Annotated in this window: 14 protein-coding genes; 11 read left to right on the forward strand and 3 right to left on the reverse strand. The window is 65.4% G+C overall.

All coding sequences use genetic code 11. The features are described 5' to 3' along the window. Positions 1-14: 14 nt before the first annotated feature. Both FJ527_RS26010 and FJ527_RS26015 read right to left on the reverse strand, forming a co-directional pair. A complete protein-coding gene (locus FJ527_RS26010) occupies positions 15-1,283 on the reverse strand; it encodes a cellulase family glycosylhydrolase (protein ID WP_140824366.1) in 1,269 nt (422 codons plus the stop codon). Next, on the reverse strand, positions 1,280-2,449 hold the full coding sequence (locus FJ527_RS26015; RefSeq protein WP_140824367.1) for a DUF1972 domain-containing protein: 1,170 nt from the start codon (positions 2,447-2,449) through the stop codon (positions 1,280-1,282). Before FJ527_RS26015 ends, FJ527_RS26010 begins: the two co-directional genes overlap by 4 nt. Positions 2,450-2,890: 441 nt before the next feature. On the opposite strand from FJ527_RS26015, the gene FJ527_RS26020 reads away from it, so the two are divergent. The 10 genes from FJ527_RS26020 (at position 2,891) to FJ527_RS26065 (ending at position 14,611) form a co-directional block, all read left to right on the forward strand. Further along, positions 2,891-4,060, forward strand: coding sequence for a glycosyltransferase family 4 protein (locus FJ527_RS26020; RefSeq protein ID WP_140824368.1), 1,170 nt, complete (start codon positions 2,891-2,893; stop codon positions 4,058-4,060). Further along, positions 4,057-5,358, forward strand: coding sequence for a hypothetical protein (locus FJ527_RS26025; protein WP_015316841.1), 1,302 nt, complete (start codon positions 4,057-4,059; stop codon positions 5,356-5,358). The genes FJ527_RS26020 and FJ527_RS26025 overlap by 4 nt, the downstream gene beginning before the upstream one ends. A 9-nt stretch (positions 5,359-5,367) precedes the next feature. Next, positions 5,368-6,588, forward strand: a complete 1,221-nt coding sequence (locus FJ527_RS26030; RefSeq protein WP_140824369.1) for a GNAT family N-acetyltransferase — start codon at positions 5,368-5,370, stop codon at positions 6,586-6,588. Between the two features lie 33 nt (positions 6,589-6,621). Continuing rightward, positions 6,622-7,845, forward strand: coding sequence for a GNAT family N-acetyltransferase (locus tag FJ527_RS26035; RefSeq protein ID WP_140824370.1), 1,224 nt, complete (start codon positions 6,622-6,624; stop codon positions 7,843-7,845). Positions 7,846-7,957: 112 nt separating this feature from the next. Continuing rightward, on the forward strand, positions 7,958-8,182 hold the full coding sequence (locus tag FJ527_RS26040) for a hypothetical protein (RefSeq protein ID WP_015316844.1): 225 nt from the start codon (positions 7,958-7,960) through the stop codon (positions 8,180-8,182). A 94-nt stretch (positions 8,183-8,276) separates the two neighbouring features. Next, positions 8,277-10,784, forward strand: a complete 2,508-nt coding sequence (ligD, locus tag FJ527_RS26045) for a DNA ligase D (RefSeq protein ID WP_140824371.1) — start codon at positions 8,277-8,279, stop codon at positions 10,782-10,784. 317 nt (positions 10,785-11,101) lie between these two features. Continuing rightward, entirely contained in the window at positions 11,102-12,007 is a 906-nt protein-coding gene (locus FJ527_RS26050; RefSeq protein ID WP_015316846.1) for a Ku protein, read from the forward strand. Beyond that, complete coding sequence (locus FJ527_RS26055) at positions 12,004-13,140, forward strand: tetratricopeptide repeat protein (protein WP_140824372.1); 1,137 nt, start codon at positions 12,004-12,006, stop codon at positions 13,138-13,140. Before FJ527_RS26050 ends, FJ527_RS26055 begins: the two co-directional genes overlap by 4 nt. A 50-nt stretch (positions 13,141-13,190) precedes the next feature. Beyond that, entirely contained in the window at positions 13,191-13,835 is a 645-nt protein-coding gene (locus tag FJ527_RS26060; RefSeq protein ID WP_140824373.1) for an alpha/beta family hydrolase, read from the forward strand. 5 nt (positions 13,836-13,840) lie between these two features. Continuing rightward, the gene (locus FJ527_RS26065) at positions 13,841-14,611 is read left to right on the forward strand and encodes an exodeoxyribonuclease III (RefSeq protein ID WP_140824374.1); all 771 of its coding nucleotides are present in this window, start codon (positions 13,841-13,843) and stop codon (positions 14,609-14,611) included. A gap of 134 nt (positions 14,612-14,745) precedes the next feature. Here FJ527_RS26065 and FJ527_RS26070 read toward each other — a convergent pair whose 3' ends face one another. Beyond that, on the reverse strand, positions 14,746-14,838 hold the full coding sequence (locus FJ527_RS26070; protein WP_140617931.1) for a lasso RiPP family leader peptide-containing protein: 93 nt from the start codon (positions 14,836-14,838) through the stop codon (positions 14,746-14,748). Between the two features lie 245 nt (positions 14,839-15,083). On the opposite strand from FJ527_RS26070, the gene FJ527_RS26075 reads away from it, so the two are divergent. Continuing rightward, positions 15,084-16,640, forward strand: a complete 1,557-nt coding sequence (locus FJ527_RS26075) for a WD40 repeat domain-containing protein (protein ID WP_140824375.1) — start codon at positions 15,084-15,086, stop codon at positions 16,638-16,640. The last annotated feature ends 18 nt before the right edge of the window (positions 16,641-16,658 follow it).

Consider the following 16,658-nt stretch of genomic DNA (forward strand, 5'->3'; position numbering starts at 1 on the left):
CATTTGGAAGGCGGTTATTCCGGCATCCTCAACCCGAGTGCATCCACCATCGCCGGGTCGAGCGAGCGGGTTTTGTCGTCCATCATGCCCATGCCGTCGAACAGGTCCCAGAAGGCCCAGGGGAAGCCGGATGCCTCGGCGCTCTGCCTGACATCGGCGATGTAGCGGGCGCGGTCGGGATTGGGGGCGGCGACGTAGCGGGCGTCGGTGCGCAGCGCGCCGAATTCGCCCATGATGACGCGCGTCGGGGCGATGCCGTGGCTGTCGGCCCAATCGCGCGCCTGGCCGATATATTTGTCGACGAACCAGCGATCTGGCCTGGCGTCGAAATAGACCTTCAGCACGCGTTCGGTTTCGGCATAGGCGGCCTGCTTGTCCGCTTCCGAGGTTTCGGTGTCCCCGGCCATGCGGGCCCTGACCGAGGCCAGTGTCCGTTCGAGCGAACCGGCGGAGGCTGGCCATGGCACGTTGTTGAGCGCGCGGTAGACCGGCTCGCGCATCCAGGGTGCGCCCTGATGGCTGAACAGATAGGGTTCGTAGAAATGGAAGGTGAACAGGATCGGCTCGAAGGCCACCAGCGGTTCCGGATCGAGCGCGGCAAGCCCGCTCACCATCGAGCCGCAGCCGCCGGTGACGACCAACGGCAACGTCTGGGATGACGCCCTGGCCGCCGTCAGGAGGGCCGCCTGGACGTTCGACCAGACGTTGGAGGAGCAGGATTGCGGCGGTTCGTTGACCGGTTCCAGCGCCACCATGCCCGACGGGAACCGCTGCAGCCTGTTGGCAAGCGTGCCGACCAGCGCGCGATAGGCTTCGAATTCGGGCGCGGCTGTGCTGGAGACCATGCGGTCGGGATTCCAGTAATGGGTGGCGCCGTTGGCCTGCACGTTGACGATGATGCCGAGATCCGCATCGATGACTGCCGCGACGGCATCGTCCAGCATCGCCAGCAATTTTGTGCGCGTGGCGGCATCGGCGGCCAGGAACGGGCCGGGATCGACCGGCAGGCGGACGAAGTCGAGCCCGGTCCGGCGCAGCCGGCGAAGGTCGTCCGGTGTCGGCACCGGCCGCTGCGACTGGAAGGGCGGCCAGTCATAGTCGGTGCGCGGCGCGGGAAACTCACGCGTCAGCGCGAACCAGGGCCAGGCGTTGACGCCGCGGTGAAAACGCCATTCGCCGGTGGCGGCCAGCGCGGGCGATGCGGACGAGAGTGCTGCCGTGGCGGGCACCAGCGCCGTCGACAGCGCGGTCCTCAGCAGCCGCCGTCGCGACCAGCCCGTCATACGGCGCCGGGCGAGGGACGGTCGACCGGCTGGGCTGCGGCGGCGCTCACGCCCAGAAGCCGGTAAGCTTCGGTTTCATAGGCAAGCAGGACATCGTCCCAGCGGAAAGCTTCGTTGGCGCGGGCTCTCGCGGCCGCGCCGCAGGTCCTGACCAACGCGTCATCCTCCATCGCCTGCCGCATCCGCTCGGCGCAACTCCGCGCATCGGTGAAATAGATGGCGGCCGCGCCAGCGGTCCATCTGTTATAGGGGTTGTCGTGAGCGATCACCATGTTGCCGGCGGCCAGGGCCTCGACCAGCGACGGGTTGGTGCCGCCGACGGTGTGGCCATGCAGATAGGCGCGCGCGTGAAAACGCAGCGCCTTCACCGCCGCCTGGTCGTAGATGGCGCCGGGCAGCACCACCGAGGCGTTCGCCGCCTTGCGGACGGCGACATGGTAAGGGATATCGGGGGAAAGCGTGCCCAGGACCACCAGCTTCATGTCGCGCTTGTGGCTGCAGAAGGCCTCGACCATGGGCAGGATGTTGTTGTCGGGCTCGATGCGCGCGATCGAGATCAGGTAGTTGCCAGGCTCAAGGCCGAGCGCGCGCACCGGCGCCTCCGGGGCCGATGTCACCGGGTCGGCGCCATAGGTGATGGTGGCGATGGCGCTGCGCGGCCGGCGCGTCGCCAGGTGATCCGCGATCACCGGATGATCGGCGACCAGGCGGTGCGAGGCCCAGGCGCCGATCCATTCGTTTAGCCAGAACCATGTGCGCGCAGCCATACCCCATTTTGGCCGGCGCCACTCGATGCCGTCCATGTTGGTGATGATCTTGCGCCGCATCAGCCTCAGCCAGGTCAGGAAGACCGCGCCATTATAGCCGAGCACCAGGCAGATGCCGGGCCGCCGGGCGGCGTCGAGCACGCATTGCCAGTCGAATTCCAGCGTCGCGCGGGGACCTTTCGAGGCGACCTGGACATGGATGAGATCGATGCCGTTCCAGGTGTCGACCCGCACCCTTTGGTCGACCCGCTCGACCTCCTCCTGGCAATAGACGCCGACCTTCCAGCCGCGCCCGGCAAGAAACAGCGCCAGCCTCTCGGCGAAGGTTTCAAAGCCACCATGGGCCGCTGGAATGCCGCGCGTCCCGAGGATCAGGATGGTGGGCATTTCAGGTTTCATGGCTGCTGGCGCTTTCAAGTCCGCTCGATTCCGCAATGCGCGGCCGTCCCTCTGGAAACCACAGCCCAGCGAATATCCGTGCCAGACTCAGTTCCAGCCATCATCGCACCGGGGTGTAAAATATTTCTTCCAGCGGCCGGAGTTGTTTCACTATCGGTCAACTATCCCAGCGTATGTGTATCGAAACAAGGCAATGCCGCGACCGGGCGACCTGCGGACGGAGAAATCAGGGCCGGCATGATCCTTGCTCATGGACTTCTGTGCGCCACACCGGCGGAGGACGTGCAGCATTTGGTATGGTGATCCGGGTTCTACATCCGCTCGTCACCATGCCGGCAACAAGTGAAGTCCAAAGGGGTGTTGGGCTTGAAGTCTCCAGTCGCCTGTTCTGTCAGGCGGCGGGATCGTCAAATTACCCCTGGCAGAAAGATGCATGGGAATATGCGGATTGCATGCGTCCATCAGGGCTATGAACTCTATGGTTCCGATCGCAGCTTCGCGGAGAGCGTCGCCGCGTTGCGCGCCGCGTTTCCTTCAGCCGATATCGAGGTCGTCCTGCCGCGCAGCGGACCGATCGTGCGGATCCTCGAACCGCATGCGACCCGGATCGTCTTCGAGCCGCTCTGGGTGCTGAGGCGCCAGGCGATTGCGCGCCTTGCCACCATCGAGATGGCGCGGCTGCCGGTCGCGGTGCTGAGGGCCTGGCGGCGGCTCCGGGACTGCGATCTCACCTATGTCAACACCTCGATCGTGGCCGACTATGCGCTTGCCGCGCGCCTGCTGCCGCACAAGGCCGTGCTGCACATCCACGAAATTCCCGAAGGCGCCATGCGCAGGATCCTAGTCGGCCTGATGCACTGGAGCCATGCCGATCTCATCTTCAACTCGCGCGCCACACGCGCCGCGTTCGGCGAGCCCAGATACGCGCGCTCCCATGTGGTCTATAACGGCGTCGCCGGCCCGGCCGCGGCCGAAGCGACGACCTATGACGGCAAGCGGCCGCTCAAGGTGCTGCTGCTTGGCCGCATCAACAGGATCAAGGGCCAGGAAGTGCTTTTGGAGGCGATCGCCTCGTTGCCGGCGGAACTCAAGTCGAGGATCGAGGTGCGGCTGGTCGGCGGCGCCTTCGAAAGTACCGAGCGCGAACGCGCGCTCGCCGAACTGGTCGGCAGCATGGGGCTCGGCGGACGCGTCAGCGTGCTGCCCTTCATCCCCGATCCCTCCGAGCATTATCGCTGGGCCGATATCGTCACCGTGCCCTCGCGGCGTCCCGAATCGCTCGGCCGCGTCGCCATCGAGGCGATGGCCTATGGCCGGCCGCCGCTGGTGTCGGCGATCGGCGGGCTGGTCGAGGTGGTGAGCGACGGTGAGGCCGGCTGGCATGTTCCGCCCGGCGATGCCGCCGCCCTTGCAGCCAAACTCGAGGAGATCATCCTGCGGCCCGAGGCCTGGCGCTCCTTTGTCGCTGCCGGGCGGGCGCGCTACGAGGCGGTCTTCAGCGAACCGGTCGCGGCGGCGGCGATCGCGGCGATAGCCGCCGACAAGCTGAAGACAGCCATCGCCAGGCCGGGGCGGGCGGCAACCGCCCGCCAGGCGGAGACACGGCCGTGAAACTTCCTGGCCATCTGGTGCGGCGTCTCGTGCTGATGATCGGCGGCGAGGCAATGCAGAGCGGCTTCCACTTCGCCCTCAACATCGCGCTGCTGCACATGCTTTCGGCGCAAGGCTACGGCCTCTTTGCCATCGGCATGGTGATGGGCGGCGTCGGCCTGTCCTACATCAGGTCGCTCACCGCCGTTCCGGCCTCGATATGGATGGGCAAGAGCACCAACAGCGCCGGCGTCGATGCCTATGACGTCGCCTTCGGGACGGCGGCGCTGGTCGTTGCCTTGCTAATGGCCGTCGGCACGGCGATCGTGATGCGTCTCTTGGGCGACCCCAGCGGAATTGCCGCGGGCTGTTTCGTCGGCGCATGGTCGCTGCGCAGCCACATGCGCACGGCCTTCTTCGCGCGCCGCCAGCAGGTGATCGTTTCCGTCAGCGATGCCGCCTTCACGATCGCCGGCACGGTCATGGCCGGCCTGGCGATCTGGCTGGCCAAGGACGCGCTGCAGACCGTGTTCTATGCGCTCGCGGCGGCCAATGTGTTTGGCATCTTCGTCCTGGTCAGGCTGGCGCGCCGCACGATGCGCATCAGCTTCCGCATGCCGACACGGCGGCGCTATGCGAGGCTGTGGTCCCAGCTCTGCTGGTCGGCATTCAGCGCCACCACCACCAACATCCAGGGGCAATGCCTGGCGCTGCTGGTCGCGGGCATTGCCGGGCCGGCCGCCTATGCGCCGCTGGCGGCGGTGCTGGTGTTGTTCGCGCCGCTGCGCATCAGCAGTCTTGCCTTCGTGAACATGACGCAGCCCGAACTCGCCAAGCTGATGCGCAACAACGAAACGCGCCGTGTCTGGGCGCAGGCAAAGCTGTGGGCCGTTGTCATGGGGCTTGGCGCGGTTGTCTATGGATGCGCCATCCTGTTCGTCCTGCCGATGATAAAGTCCCAGGCCCTCCAGGACGCGTCGGTGGGATTCATCGGGTTTTTCGTGATCGCGAATTTCGTCCCGATCATGCTCTACATCATGCCCCGCATCGTGCTCGAGATAATGGGTGACTTCCGCATCGTCGCGTTCATAACCCTGGGCGGCGCCATCGTCGGGCTGGCGTTGATCGCCATCCTGCTGTCGATCGCCTCCCCGCCATGGGCGCTGCTGGGTTCGGCGGTGTCCGAGATCTTCGTGCTCGTGGCATCATGGTATTTCGTGCATCACCGCATGTGGAACATCGAACACCCGGACCAGCAGCGCGACAGCCGCCTGGGCTCCTGGCGACGGGCGGTTTCGTTCGCCGCGGTCAAGCGATAGGAGAAGGATGTGACAGGCCACGCAGTGCAAATTGCCGCGATGACCGACTTGCCTGGCGGGCAGGTCTCGCATCCCACCTCCGTCGCGGCGAACGACGCCTATACGGCAAAACTGCACACCAGCCTCGAGGCGGTCAGGCCACTCTGGCTGCGCCTCCAGGAAAGCGGTGTGTGCACCGGCCACCAGAATTACGCCTGGGCGGAAGGGATCGCCACGCGGCTGCTGCCGGAAGGCGCCGAACTCCTCATCGTCGAGGTGGGCGACGCCACGACTGGCGAACCCAGGATGCTGGTGCCGCTGATGCGGCGCAGGGCCTTCCATCATTGGGTGGTCGAGTGGTTGAGCTGCGGCGTCTGCGACTATTCGGCACCGCTGCTGGCCGATGCCAGCCCGTGGACGCGGCAATCCGCGCAGGCTGCGTGGGCGGCGGTGCGCTCGGCGCTGCCGCCGGCGGACCGCGTCCACATCGTGGGGATTCCGCGACAGATCCAGGGCGTCGCCAATCCGCTGGCCTTGCTGTCGGCCACACGCGATTCCATCCAGACCACTTTCGGCCTCGCCATCGACGGCGATCCCGAAACAGTGCTCAAGCGTCTCTGCAGGCCATCCTTCGTCAAGGAATTCGGCAAGGACTGGCGCCGCCTCGAACGGCTTGGCGGTGTGGAACTGGTCGAGGCCGGGGCACCGGCCGAGGTTGACCGTATCTTCGGCGAACTGGTGCGGATGCGGCTCGACCGCTTTCGCGAGCTTGGTCGCTTCGATCTGCTGACCCAGGAGAACATCGTCGATTTCTACCGGAACGCGGCTATTCAGGGCCTGTTGGACGGCTCTGTACGGCTTTTCGGGCTGCTCGTCGGCGAGGCTCTGATCGCGGTACAATATCTGCTCGTGCATCAAGGGACTGTTCATGCTCTGCTGATAGCAATGGACCAGGGCGTCGTGCCCAATGTCTCGCCGGGGCTTGCAATCATGGGCAGGTTGATCGGCTGGGCGCGCGAACGAGGCTTTGGATATTTCGACCTGTCGGTCGGCAACCAGAGCTACAAGGAACATATGGGCGCCAAGGGTTCGGTATTGGTCGAACTCTGCCATGGGTTCACGATGCGGGGCAGTGTGGCGACCACCGCCATCGAGTTCCGCAGGCGGGTCGAGGCTTTCGTACGCTCCAGCCCAAGGCTGCTCAACGCGGTCCAGGGAACAATGCGGGGTTTTCGGCGCTTGCGTGGATAATGCCATGCGCCCCAGAACGAATGGGAGAGGCATGTGGCAAGCCAGGCAGTGCGGTTGGTCGCGACGGCGGATGCACCGGTTCAACCGATTTCGCCGGTTAGAGCAGGCATGGGCGCCACCGCGCACTATACGGCGCGGCTGCACACCAGCTTCGACACCGTAAGGCAGCTCTGGCAGCGTCTTGAGGAGACCGGTTTGTGCACCGGCCACCAGGGCCTTGCCTGGGTGGAAGGGATCGCCGGGCGGCTGATGCCCAAAAGCGCCGAGCTGCTCGTCGTCGAGGTCAATGATGCCGCCACGGGCGCGCATGTCATGCTGCTGCCGCTGATGCGGCGCCGGGCGCTCGGCCACTCCGTGATCGAATGGCTGAGCTGCGGCGTGTGCGATTATTCGGCGCCGCTGCTGGCCGATGCCAGGCCTTGGACCAGGCAAAACGCCGACGCCGCCTGGGCCGCGGTCCGCGCCGTGCTGCCGCCGGCCGACCGCATCCATATTGCGGGGATTCCGCGGGAAATCCACGGCGTGGCCAATCCGCTGGCGCTGCTTTCGGCGGCGCGCGACTCCATTCAGATCGCCTCGGGTCTGGTCATGGATGGCGAGCCGGAGACGCTGGTCAAGCGTATCTGCAAATCCTCCTTCACCAAGAATTTCAACAAGCACTGCCGCCGCTTCGAACAACTCGGAGGCCTCGCACTGGTCGAAGCCGAGACGCCTGAGATGATCGAGGAGCAGTTCGGCAGGCTGCTCGACCTCAGGCTCAACCGCTTTCGCGAACTCGGGCGCTTCGACCTTTTGACGCAGGCGCCGATCGTGGAGTTCTACCGCAACGCCGCGCTGCAGGGGCTTTCCGACGGCTCGGTGCGGCTGTTCGGGCTGCGCGTCGGCCAGGCCTATCTCGCTGTCATGTACGTGCTGGTCATGAAGGGCACCTTGCACGCCCTGCTGCTCGGGATCGACCAGGACGCGGTGGCCAACGTCGCGCCGGGCCTGACGATGATCGGCAAGCTGATGGTGTGGGCACGGGCGCAAGGGCTCGGCTATTTCGACCTCTCGGTCGGCGGACAGGGATACAAGCAGCATATCGGCGCCTCGAACTCGGTGCTGGCCGAACTGTGCGAGGCGATGACGCTGAAGGGCAGGGGCTCGACCGCCTATATCAGGCTGCGCTGCAAGGCCGAGCTGTTCGTGCGCTCCAAGCCGCGGCTTTACAAGGCCGTGCAGGGCGTGATGCGCCGTTTGCGGCGGTTGAAGACCTGAAGGACGCCGCCCGCGAAATTGACAGGCGCGCGTGTCTCGGCCATCCTTGGGGCCAGTCGCCGGGCCGCCAAAGGCGGCCGAGTTCCGTGTCAGGCGACCGAGGGCGAAGCGCATGTCCACTGCCGTGAACGGCCAGAACTCCAAGCGCGCCGCGGTGCGCAAGGCACTTGACCGCCACAAGGTCTACGTCACCGCGCAGCGTTTCTCAGGCGGCACCTACAGTGCGCGCGTGCTGGTCGACGGCGAGGCCTACTGGGTGGATGAGTTTCGGCTGAGCCAGTTGCAGCAGGGTTTGTCGCCGGCCGAGCTGGAGCTGACGCCGGCGACGGACGACTGAGACCACGTGATAAATCGCGAGCGGTGCCATGATAGCGCCCCACGGCGCGAAGGAACGAGGCGGTTGTTGGTTTCCGCCAGGCTCGGCTTTTGACATGCCGCCCGCCAAGCTCGGATCCTATCGCGCCAAGCGCGAATTCTCGAAGACGCCGGAGCCGGCCGGCGGGCTGATGACTGGGGGCGGCAACCGCTTCGTCATCCATAAGCATCACGCCACGGCGGACCACTACGATCTGCGCCTGCAGGTTGGCGATGTCTTGAAAAGCTGGGCGGTGCCGCGCGGGCCATCGCTCAACCCAGCCGACAAAAGGCTGGCGGTGGAGACCGAGGACCATCCGCTCGAATACATCGATTTCGAGGGCGTCATTCCCGAAGGCGAATATGGCGGCGGGCCGATGATCGTCTGGGACACCGGCAGCTGGGCGCCGATGGACGACGTCGACAAAAGCCTGCGCACCGGCGCCTTCAAGTTCCGGCTGGCCGGCGAAAAGCTCAATGGCGGCTGGATGTTGACCCGGCTGAAGCCAAAGCCCGGCGAAGACGAGAACAAGAAGAACTGGCTGCTGTTCAAGGAGCGCGACCTCGCCGCCGACACGGGGCTGAATATCCTCGAAGCGCGGCCGGAAAGCGTGAAATCCGGCTTGCGCATCGAGGAGCTGGCAGCGCCACCTAAGCCGGCCGCGAAGTCCGCGCCAAAGCCCGGTTCGCTGAAGCCGGGCGACCTGCCGGGCGCGGCCAAGGCGCCAGCGCTGAGCCGCATCGAGCCGCAACTGGCGAGCCAGGTGCCGAAGCCGCCGGGCGGCGAAGGCCTTGCCGAGAATACGAACGAGCTCTGGCTGCACGAGATCAAATTCGACGGCTACCGCACCATGGCGCATATCTCCGACGGGCAGGTGCGGCTGATCACGCGCGGTGGCATCGACTGGACGAGACGCTATGGCGACTTGCCAGATGCGTTCGCCAAGCTGCCGTGCCGCGAGACGATCATCGACGGTGAGATCGTCGTGCTCGATGCCAAGGGCATTTCCCGCTTTGCGCTGTTGCAGGACGCGCTGGCAGCGGGCGCCGGCAGCAAGCTGCATTTCTACGCCTTCGACCTGCTGCATCTCGACGGCTGGGACCTGATCAAGGTGCCGCTCATCCGGCGCAAGGCGCTGTTGGCCGAACTGCTTGGCGGGCTTGGCGCCAACTCCGCCATCCAATTCTCCGACCATGTCGAAGGTTCCGGGCAAGCGCTTTACGACCAGGTGACGGAACTCGGCCTGGAGGGCGTGGTCTCCAAGCGCGCCACCGCGATCTATCAGAGCGGCCGCACCAAGAGCTGGACCAAGACCAAGGCACTCGAAAAGGACGATTTCGTCATCGCCGGCTACACCATTTCGGACGCGGCCGAGGGGCTGGCCGCGCTCGGCATGGCCGAGTGGGTGGACGGCGAACTGCACTATCGCGGCAAGGTCGGCACCGGCTTCGATGCCGGGACCGCGGCCGACCTGCTGGCCCGGCTTGGGCCGCTCACATCCGGCGCCACGCCGCCGGAAGGCGTGCCGCGTGAAATCATGCGCGAGATGCATTGGGTCAAGCCGCTGTTTTCGGCGCGCATCCACTACGCCAATCGAACCGCGGACAATTCGTTGCGCCACGGTGTGTTCCGGGGCCTCAGGGATGTCGGCCTGTCGACGCCGGTCTCCTCGACGCGCAAGCGCCTGATCGCCGAAGCCGATCTCGCCACCATCTGGGTGACAAACCCGACGCGGCGGCTGTTCGGCAAGACCGGCCCGACCAAGCTCGACATCGCCGTCTATTACGCGCTGGTCGGCGACTTCATGCTGCCGCACATCCTTGGCCGCCCGGTGTCGCTGGTGCGCTGCCCGACCGGCCTGCCCAAGGACTGCTTCTTCCAGCGTCATGCGTTCACCGGCATGCCGCCTTCGGTGGTGACGTTCCAGGCGAGCAATTCCGAGGGCGAGACCAAGTCCTATCTCTCGGTCGAGGGCGCGAAAGGATACCTGGCGCTAGCGCAGTTCGGCGTCGTCGAGTTCCACACCTGGGGCACGCATCGCTCGAGCCTCGACAAGCCCGACCAGATCGTCCTCGACCTCGACCCGGGCGAGGGGATTTCCTGGCGCGAGGTGGTGGAGGCCGCCGTGCACATCAAGGGCGAGCTGGAGGGGCTCGGCCTGGTGCCGTTCGCAAAGACCTCCGGCGGCAGCGGTATCCACATCACCGTGCCGGTGACGCAAAAGCAGAACTGGAAGAAGCTGCATCAGGCAACCAGCGCCATATCAACGCATCTAGCCGCCACCGCGCCCGACACCTTCACCACCACAATGGGCAAGGAAAACCGCAAGCGGCGCATCTTCATCGACTATCACCGCAACGCGCGCGGCCACACCTCCGCCGCCCCCTATTCGCTGCGCGCCCGCACCAACCTGCCGGCCTCGACACCGGTGAGCTGGGCCGATCTGGAGGCGATCGATGCACCGCAGGATTTAAATTATGCGTCGCTGCCGGGGTTGCTGGAGACGTCGGGCGATCCGTGGGCTGAGATCGACGACTTCGCCAGGGATTTGCCGGTGGTCTCGGGAAAGGTAAACGGGCTTTGAGGCACCCTTCGACGACCAGGGCTCCTGAACTTCGTCATCCTAGGGCGAAGCAGGAGCGAAGCTCCGTCGCGAAGACCCTAGGATGACGAAGCGTGGAGCGTTCGCTGTGGTCGCCGGCGTGTCGGCTCAAACGCCATCGACGCTTTCGACAATTTGAATTATCTTGTCGCCGGTCCTCTCGCAGCCCCGGCGGGAAGATTTCGTCAGGGATTTGTCGGTATTGTGCGGGGTCGGTGTAGGATTTGCGCAGCCTTGTTCGTCCTTCGGACGAAGCGCTGCGAAGTAACAGTCAGTGCATGGCCGCGTAGGAGTTCATCATGGCGCCCAGGGCAAGTTGGAAGGGTTACCTCAAACTCAGTCTCGTCAGCTGTCCGGTGCGGCTATACCCCGCCACCAGCGCCAGCGAGCGCATCTCGTTCAACCAGCTGCACAAGAAGACCCACAACCGCATCAACATGAAGCCGGTCGACCCTGAACTGGGGCTCGTCGAGCGGGCGGATCTGGTCAAGGGCTACGAGTACGAGGACAAGCAGTACATCATCATCGACGATGCCGACCTCGACGCGGTGCGCATCGAATCCAACCACACGATGAACATCGAGGCTTTTGTCGATGAGGACGAGGTCGACGTCATCTACCAGGACGCGCCCTATTACATGGCGCCGGACGGGGCGATGGCGGAAGAGACTTTCGCCGTGCTGCGCGAAGCGATGCGCAAATCCGGCAAGCTCGCCATCGCCAGGCTGGTGCTGTCCAGCCGCGAGCGCGTGGTGACGATCGGCGCGCGCGAGAACGGGATGTTCGTGTGCACGTTGAGGAACCCGAACGAAGTGCGTGGCACGGCTGAATATTTCGGCAACATTCCAGCCGGCAAGCCTGACCCGGAAATGCTGCAGCTTGCCGAAGCGCTGATCAAGCAGAAGGAAACCACCTTCGATCCGAAGAATTACGAGGACCGCTACGAGGTCGCGCTGATGACGATGATCCGCGAGAAGCTGAAGGGCCACAAGCCGATCATCGCGGCGGCACCGGAGCGCGGCAACGTCATCAACCTGATGGATGCGCTGAAGGCCAGCCTGTCTCAGTCGAAGCCGCCGGCCAAGTCGAAGAGCAAGGCCGACGAGCCCGCCAAGCCCGCCGCGAAGAAGGCGGCTGCGGGTGGTGCGCCTGAAAATCCGCTCAAGGCCAACCTGCTCAAGGCGGTCGGCAAGAGCAAGAAATGACGGCTCCGGCCGTTCCGGGCGCTGTCTTCGGCACGATCGGCGCACTGGCGGCGTTTCCGCTCAGGCTCGCCGCACGCGAGGTGGAGCGCCAGCACGGCCAACTCAGGCGCGGCGTCACCCGCCGCACCACGCATGTCGTGTTCGGACGCGCATTGTTGGTCAAGGCGGGACTGACCAAGGCCGGACTCACCAAAAATAGCGATAGCGAGATCGAACGTCGCCTCGACGCCGAGCGCGCGGCCGGGCGCATTCTCATGAGCGAGAACGGTTTCCTGCGGCTGCTCGGGCTGATGAAGGCGCCCGAGGCCTCTTCGCTGTCGCGCCAATCGCTGATCGACCAGTCAAGGCTGTCCGGCGCCGATCTCGACAGGCTCAGCCTGTTCGACGCCTTCGAGCATGATGGCGAGCCCTATTCCTTCCGTGACCTGATCCTGGCGCGCAAATATGCGGGGCTGATCGCCGGGGGCGCGACATGGGGCGCGATCGCGCGCTCCGTCCACCGCTCCGGCCCGGTGGCTTCGCTGACCGCCAAGTCGCTCAATGTCGGCTCGCAGCACGGCCGCCCCGACGCCATCTACCTCGAAGGCGGCCAGAGCGAGCTCGACGGGCAGCTGCTGTTCGATCTCGGCGCCGCCGCACAAGGCGACGACACGCTGGAAGATTTGTTCGCCGAGGCGGAAGCCGCCGAGGAGAGCGGCGACCATGACGGGGCCGCCGCACTCTACCAGCGCTGCCTCGCCATCGATCCCACCGACGCCATCGCCGCCTTCAACCGCGCCAACTGTTTGCGCGGGTCCGGGCGCGTGGCGGAAGCCGCGCATGATTATGCCAGGGCGATCAAGCTCGATCCGGCCTTCGTCGAAGCCTGGTTCAACCTGGCCGGGCTGATGAGCGAGCAAGGGCGCGACGCTTCGGCGCGAAGGCATTTTCAGAAGGCGATCGCGCTCGACAAGACTTATGCCGACCCGGTGTTCAATCTGGCGCGGCTGGAGTTTGACGCCGGCAATCTGCTTGAGGCGCGGCGGCTGTGGTCTCGTTATCTGGAACTCGACTCCAAGTCCGAGTGGGCCGGGGTCGCCGCCAAAGGCGTGCAGTTCGTGGATATGGAGCTGGCGCAGAAGTCGGCGGGCTGAAATGTTTGCGCTTGAACACCGGGAACTCGGCCTTCATGAGGAAGACACCCATGACCAGCTTCCTCTTCGACGGCCACGAGACCGCTCCCGTCACCATCCTGCTTGCCCATGGCGCCGGCGCTTCAATGGACTCTCCTTCCATGACAGCCACCGCCAAGGCGCTGGCCGCCGCTGGCTTCCAGGTCGTGCGCTTCGAGTTCCACTATATGGCCGCGCGCCGCTACGGCCAGCGCAAGCCGCCACCGCGTGCCGAAACGGTGAACCCGGAATACATCAAGGCGATCGCCGACCTCAGGGCGAAGGGTGTAACGGGCAAGCTCATCATCGGCGGCAAGTCGATGGGTGGGCGCGTCGCCTCGATGATCGCCGACGAGATGTTTTCCAAGGGCGAGATCTTAGGATTGATCTGCCTCGGCTATCCCTTCCATCCGCCTGGCAAGCCCGAGCAATTGCGGACAAAACATCTCGCCGGGCTGAAGACGCCGACGCTGATCTTCCAAGGCACACGCGACGAGTTCGGCACCAAGGACGAGGTCGCGACCTACAACCTTTCCGATGCCATCGAAGTGATCTGGCTGGAGGACGGCGACCATGATTTGAAGCCGCGCAAGAGTATTTCGGGTTTCTCTACCGCGGATCATCTGACGACGCTGGCGGAGACGGTGAAGGCTTGGATGGGCAGGATCGCGCCCTGATCCCAATGAAGATCGCCAGCTTCAACATCAACAACATCAACAGCAGGCTGGAGAACCTGCTGGCGTGGCTCGGCGCCGCAAAACCCGATGTGGTCTGCCTGCAGGAACTGAAGGCGCGCGACACGCAGTTTCCGCGCACCGCGCTTGCCGATGCCGGCTATGGCGCGGTGTGGAAAGGCGAGGCGACGTGGAACGGCGTCGCCATACTCGCGCGCGGTGCCGAGCCGGTGCTGACCCGCGATGTATTGCCCGGCGACGATGCCGACCGGCAGAGCCGCTACATCGAGGCTGCGGTCAACGGCATCGTCATCGCCTGCCTTTATGCACCGAACGGCAACCCGCGGCCGGGACCGAAATTCACCTACAAGCTCGCCTGGCACGCAAGGCTGGAAGCGCATGCCGAACAACTCATCGACACCGGCCTGCCCGTGGTGCTGGCCGGCGACTACAACATCGTGCCCGAGCCGCGCGACATCTACGCCACACGCTCCTATGACGACAACGCGCTGGTGCAGCCGGAAAGCCGCGCCGCCTTCGCCGCGCTGCTCGAACAAGGCTGGACCGATGCGTTGCGCAAGAAATACCCGAAGGAAACGCTCTACACCTTCTGGGATTACCGCCGGAACCGCTGGCCACGCAACGCGGGCCTGCGGCTCGACCACATCCTGTTGTCGACAACGCTGGTGCGCAAGCTCAGGGCCGCCGGCATCGATCGTGACGTGCGCGGGCAAGATGGGGCCAGCGACCACGCGCCGGTCTGGGTGGAATTGGGGTGAAGGCCGTCGCGACAGTCTTCGCGTAAACCACGCGACGGCAACGCTGTCACGGCCTCAAGAAAGACAGAGCATCCCTGCCTGCCGATCGGACAGTGCCCCCAACATTATTGGCGGATATGTTCCGGGTACTGAAATCAGCCCGGCAGTATCGGCGCCGAGGGCCCGGCCGTGACCGACTTCAGATTACCCTTCTTGACCAGGACGGGTCGTTCATAAATCTTCTTCATAGTGCAAGCTCTCCACTATATCCCGTCGCGATAGTGACACATTACGGTCATCTGTCAATGTTGTGAGGGCGATAGTCGAGGTTATCCCACCGAAGCATCGCGGACTCTGGGCTCCAGGAGGCCGGGTGCCCTGGCGCAAATCCGAATCCTGCGATCGGTATACATCAGGGCAGGAAACAAGAGCGGCGCTTTGCGGCATCCACCGACGCTGATAATCTTGTCCAGATCGGCGGGCGGAGGGCGCGATGAACAGGTTGGCTGACAAGGTGCTGGCGCTTGTCCTGGCCGTGGTCGCGGCTGCCTGTCTGGCCCAGGTCTATCCGCTGATCGACATCCTGGCCGGGCGTGGCCTTGCCGGGCTCGACGTTGCCATGCTGCGGCCGGCGGCATATTCGGCGGCGGCACTTGCCTGTTTCATCGGTGCGTTGCTGTTCCTGGCGGGTCAATTGCCCGGCCGGCCCGTGCACGCGGCCGGGGTGCCGCTGTTCGGCAGGGACGCCGAATTGGAGCCGGCGGGCCGCCCACGCCTGCGCCGGACTTTCCTGGTGCTGCCAGTGGTTGTCTTGCTGGCGCTGCTTGGCGACGGGTTCGGCTCGTGGCGGCCGCATGAGGGTGGCGAGCATGTCGCCAGCGCGCCGCCCATGGAATCCGTGCCAAAGCCGGAATCGCCGTCGCCGGTTGCTCGGACACCGCCCTTGCCGCCGGCCCTGCCGTCCGAGCAGGCGGCCACGCCGCCAGCCGCTGCAAACCCGCCGGCTTTGCCGGTGCAATCAGCTCCGCCGGTGGCCGAGCCTGCTGTTCCGCCGGCGTCTACGGCCCCGATGCCGCCGGAGGTCGCGGTCATTCCGCCGCCGACGGTGGCGCCGTTGCCGCCGTCGCCGCCGGCGGCACCAACGCAGCCCGACGGCCATCGCGATGCGGTCGTCTGGCTGGCGGTGGCGCCGGATGGGCGTTCGATCATGAGCGCCAGCACCGACCACACGATCAAGCTCTGGGACATGGGCGGCAAGCACTTGATGCGCAATCTCGGCGTTCACAAGGACATGGCGCGCACCGCGCTCTACATGCCCGACGGCACCAGCGCGCTGACGGCCGGCGACGACGGTGAGATCGTGCAGCGAAAACTCGCCGACGGCGCGGTGCTGCACGTCTTCCAATCCGGCCAGAACGGTGGCGTCAACAAGCTGGCGATCAGCCCGGATGGCAGGCGCGCCGTCAGCGGGCACGACACCGGCAACGTCATCATCTGGGACCTCGTCAACGGGTCCGTGCTGCATGTGCTGACCGGCCACGACTGGTCGATCAGCGCGGTCGCCGTCTCGCCCGATGGCAAGCAGGCCCTCTCGGGCAGCATCGACGGGACGCTGAAACTCTGGGACATCGACAGCGGCAAGCAGTTGCGCAGCTGGCACGGCCATGAGCAAGGCACCTATGGCGCCGTGTTCACCGCCGACGGGCATCATCTGATCACCGGCAGCGGCGACCTGACGATCAAGGTCTGGGATGTCGACAGCGGCCGCGAGGTGAAGCGCTTCGAGGGCCACGAGGGCACGGTTTACGCACTGGTGCTATCGGCCGACGGCAAACGCCTGCTGTCGGGATCACTCGACGGCACCGCAAGGCTGTGGGACATGGCGAGTGGGAATCAGATCGCCATGTTCGACAGCCAGACCGGACCGATCTACGCCGTCGCCTTCGCCGCCGATGGCACGGTGCTGACCGGCGGCTCCGACCGCACCATCAGGGATTGGCCAGCGGCCGGTGGTGACGGCGTCGTGCTGTTTGCAGGGGCGCCGGGGTGAATGCCTGGAGACGCTGGG

It is taken from the genome of Mesorhizobium sp. B2-4-18 (genome assembly GCF_006441385.1).
Taxonomy (GTDB): domain Bacteria; phylum Pseudomonadota; class Alphaproteobacteria; order Rhizobiales; family Rhizobiaceae; genus Mesorhizobium; species Mesorhizobium australicum.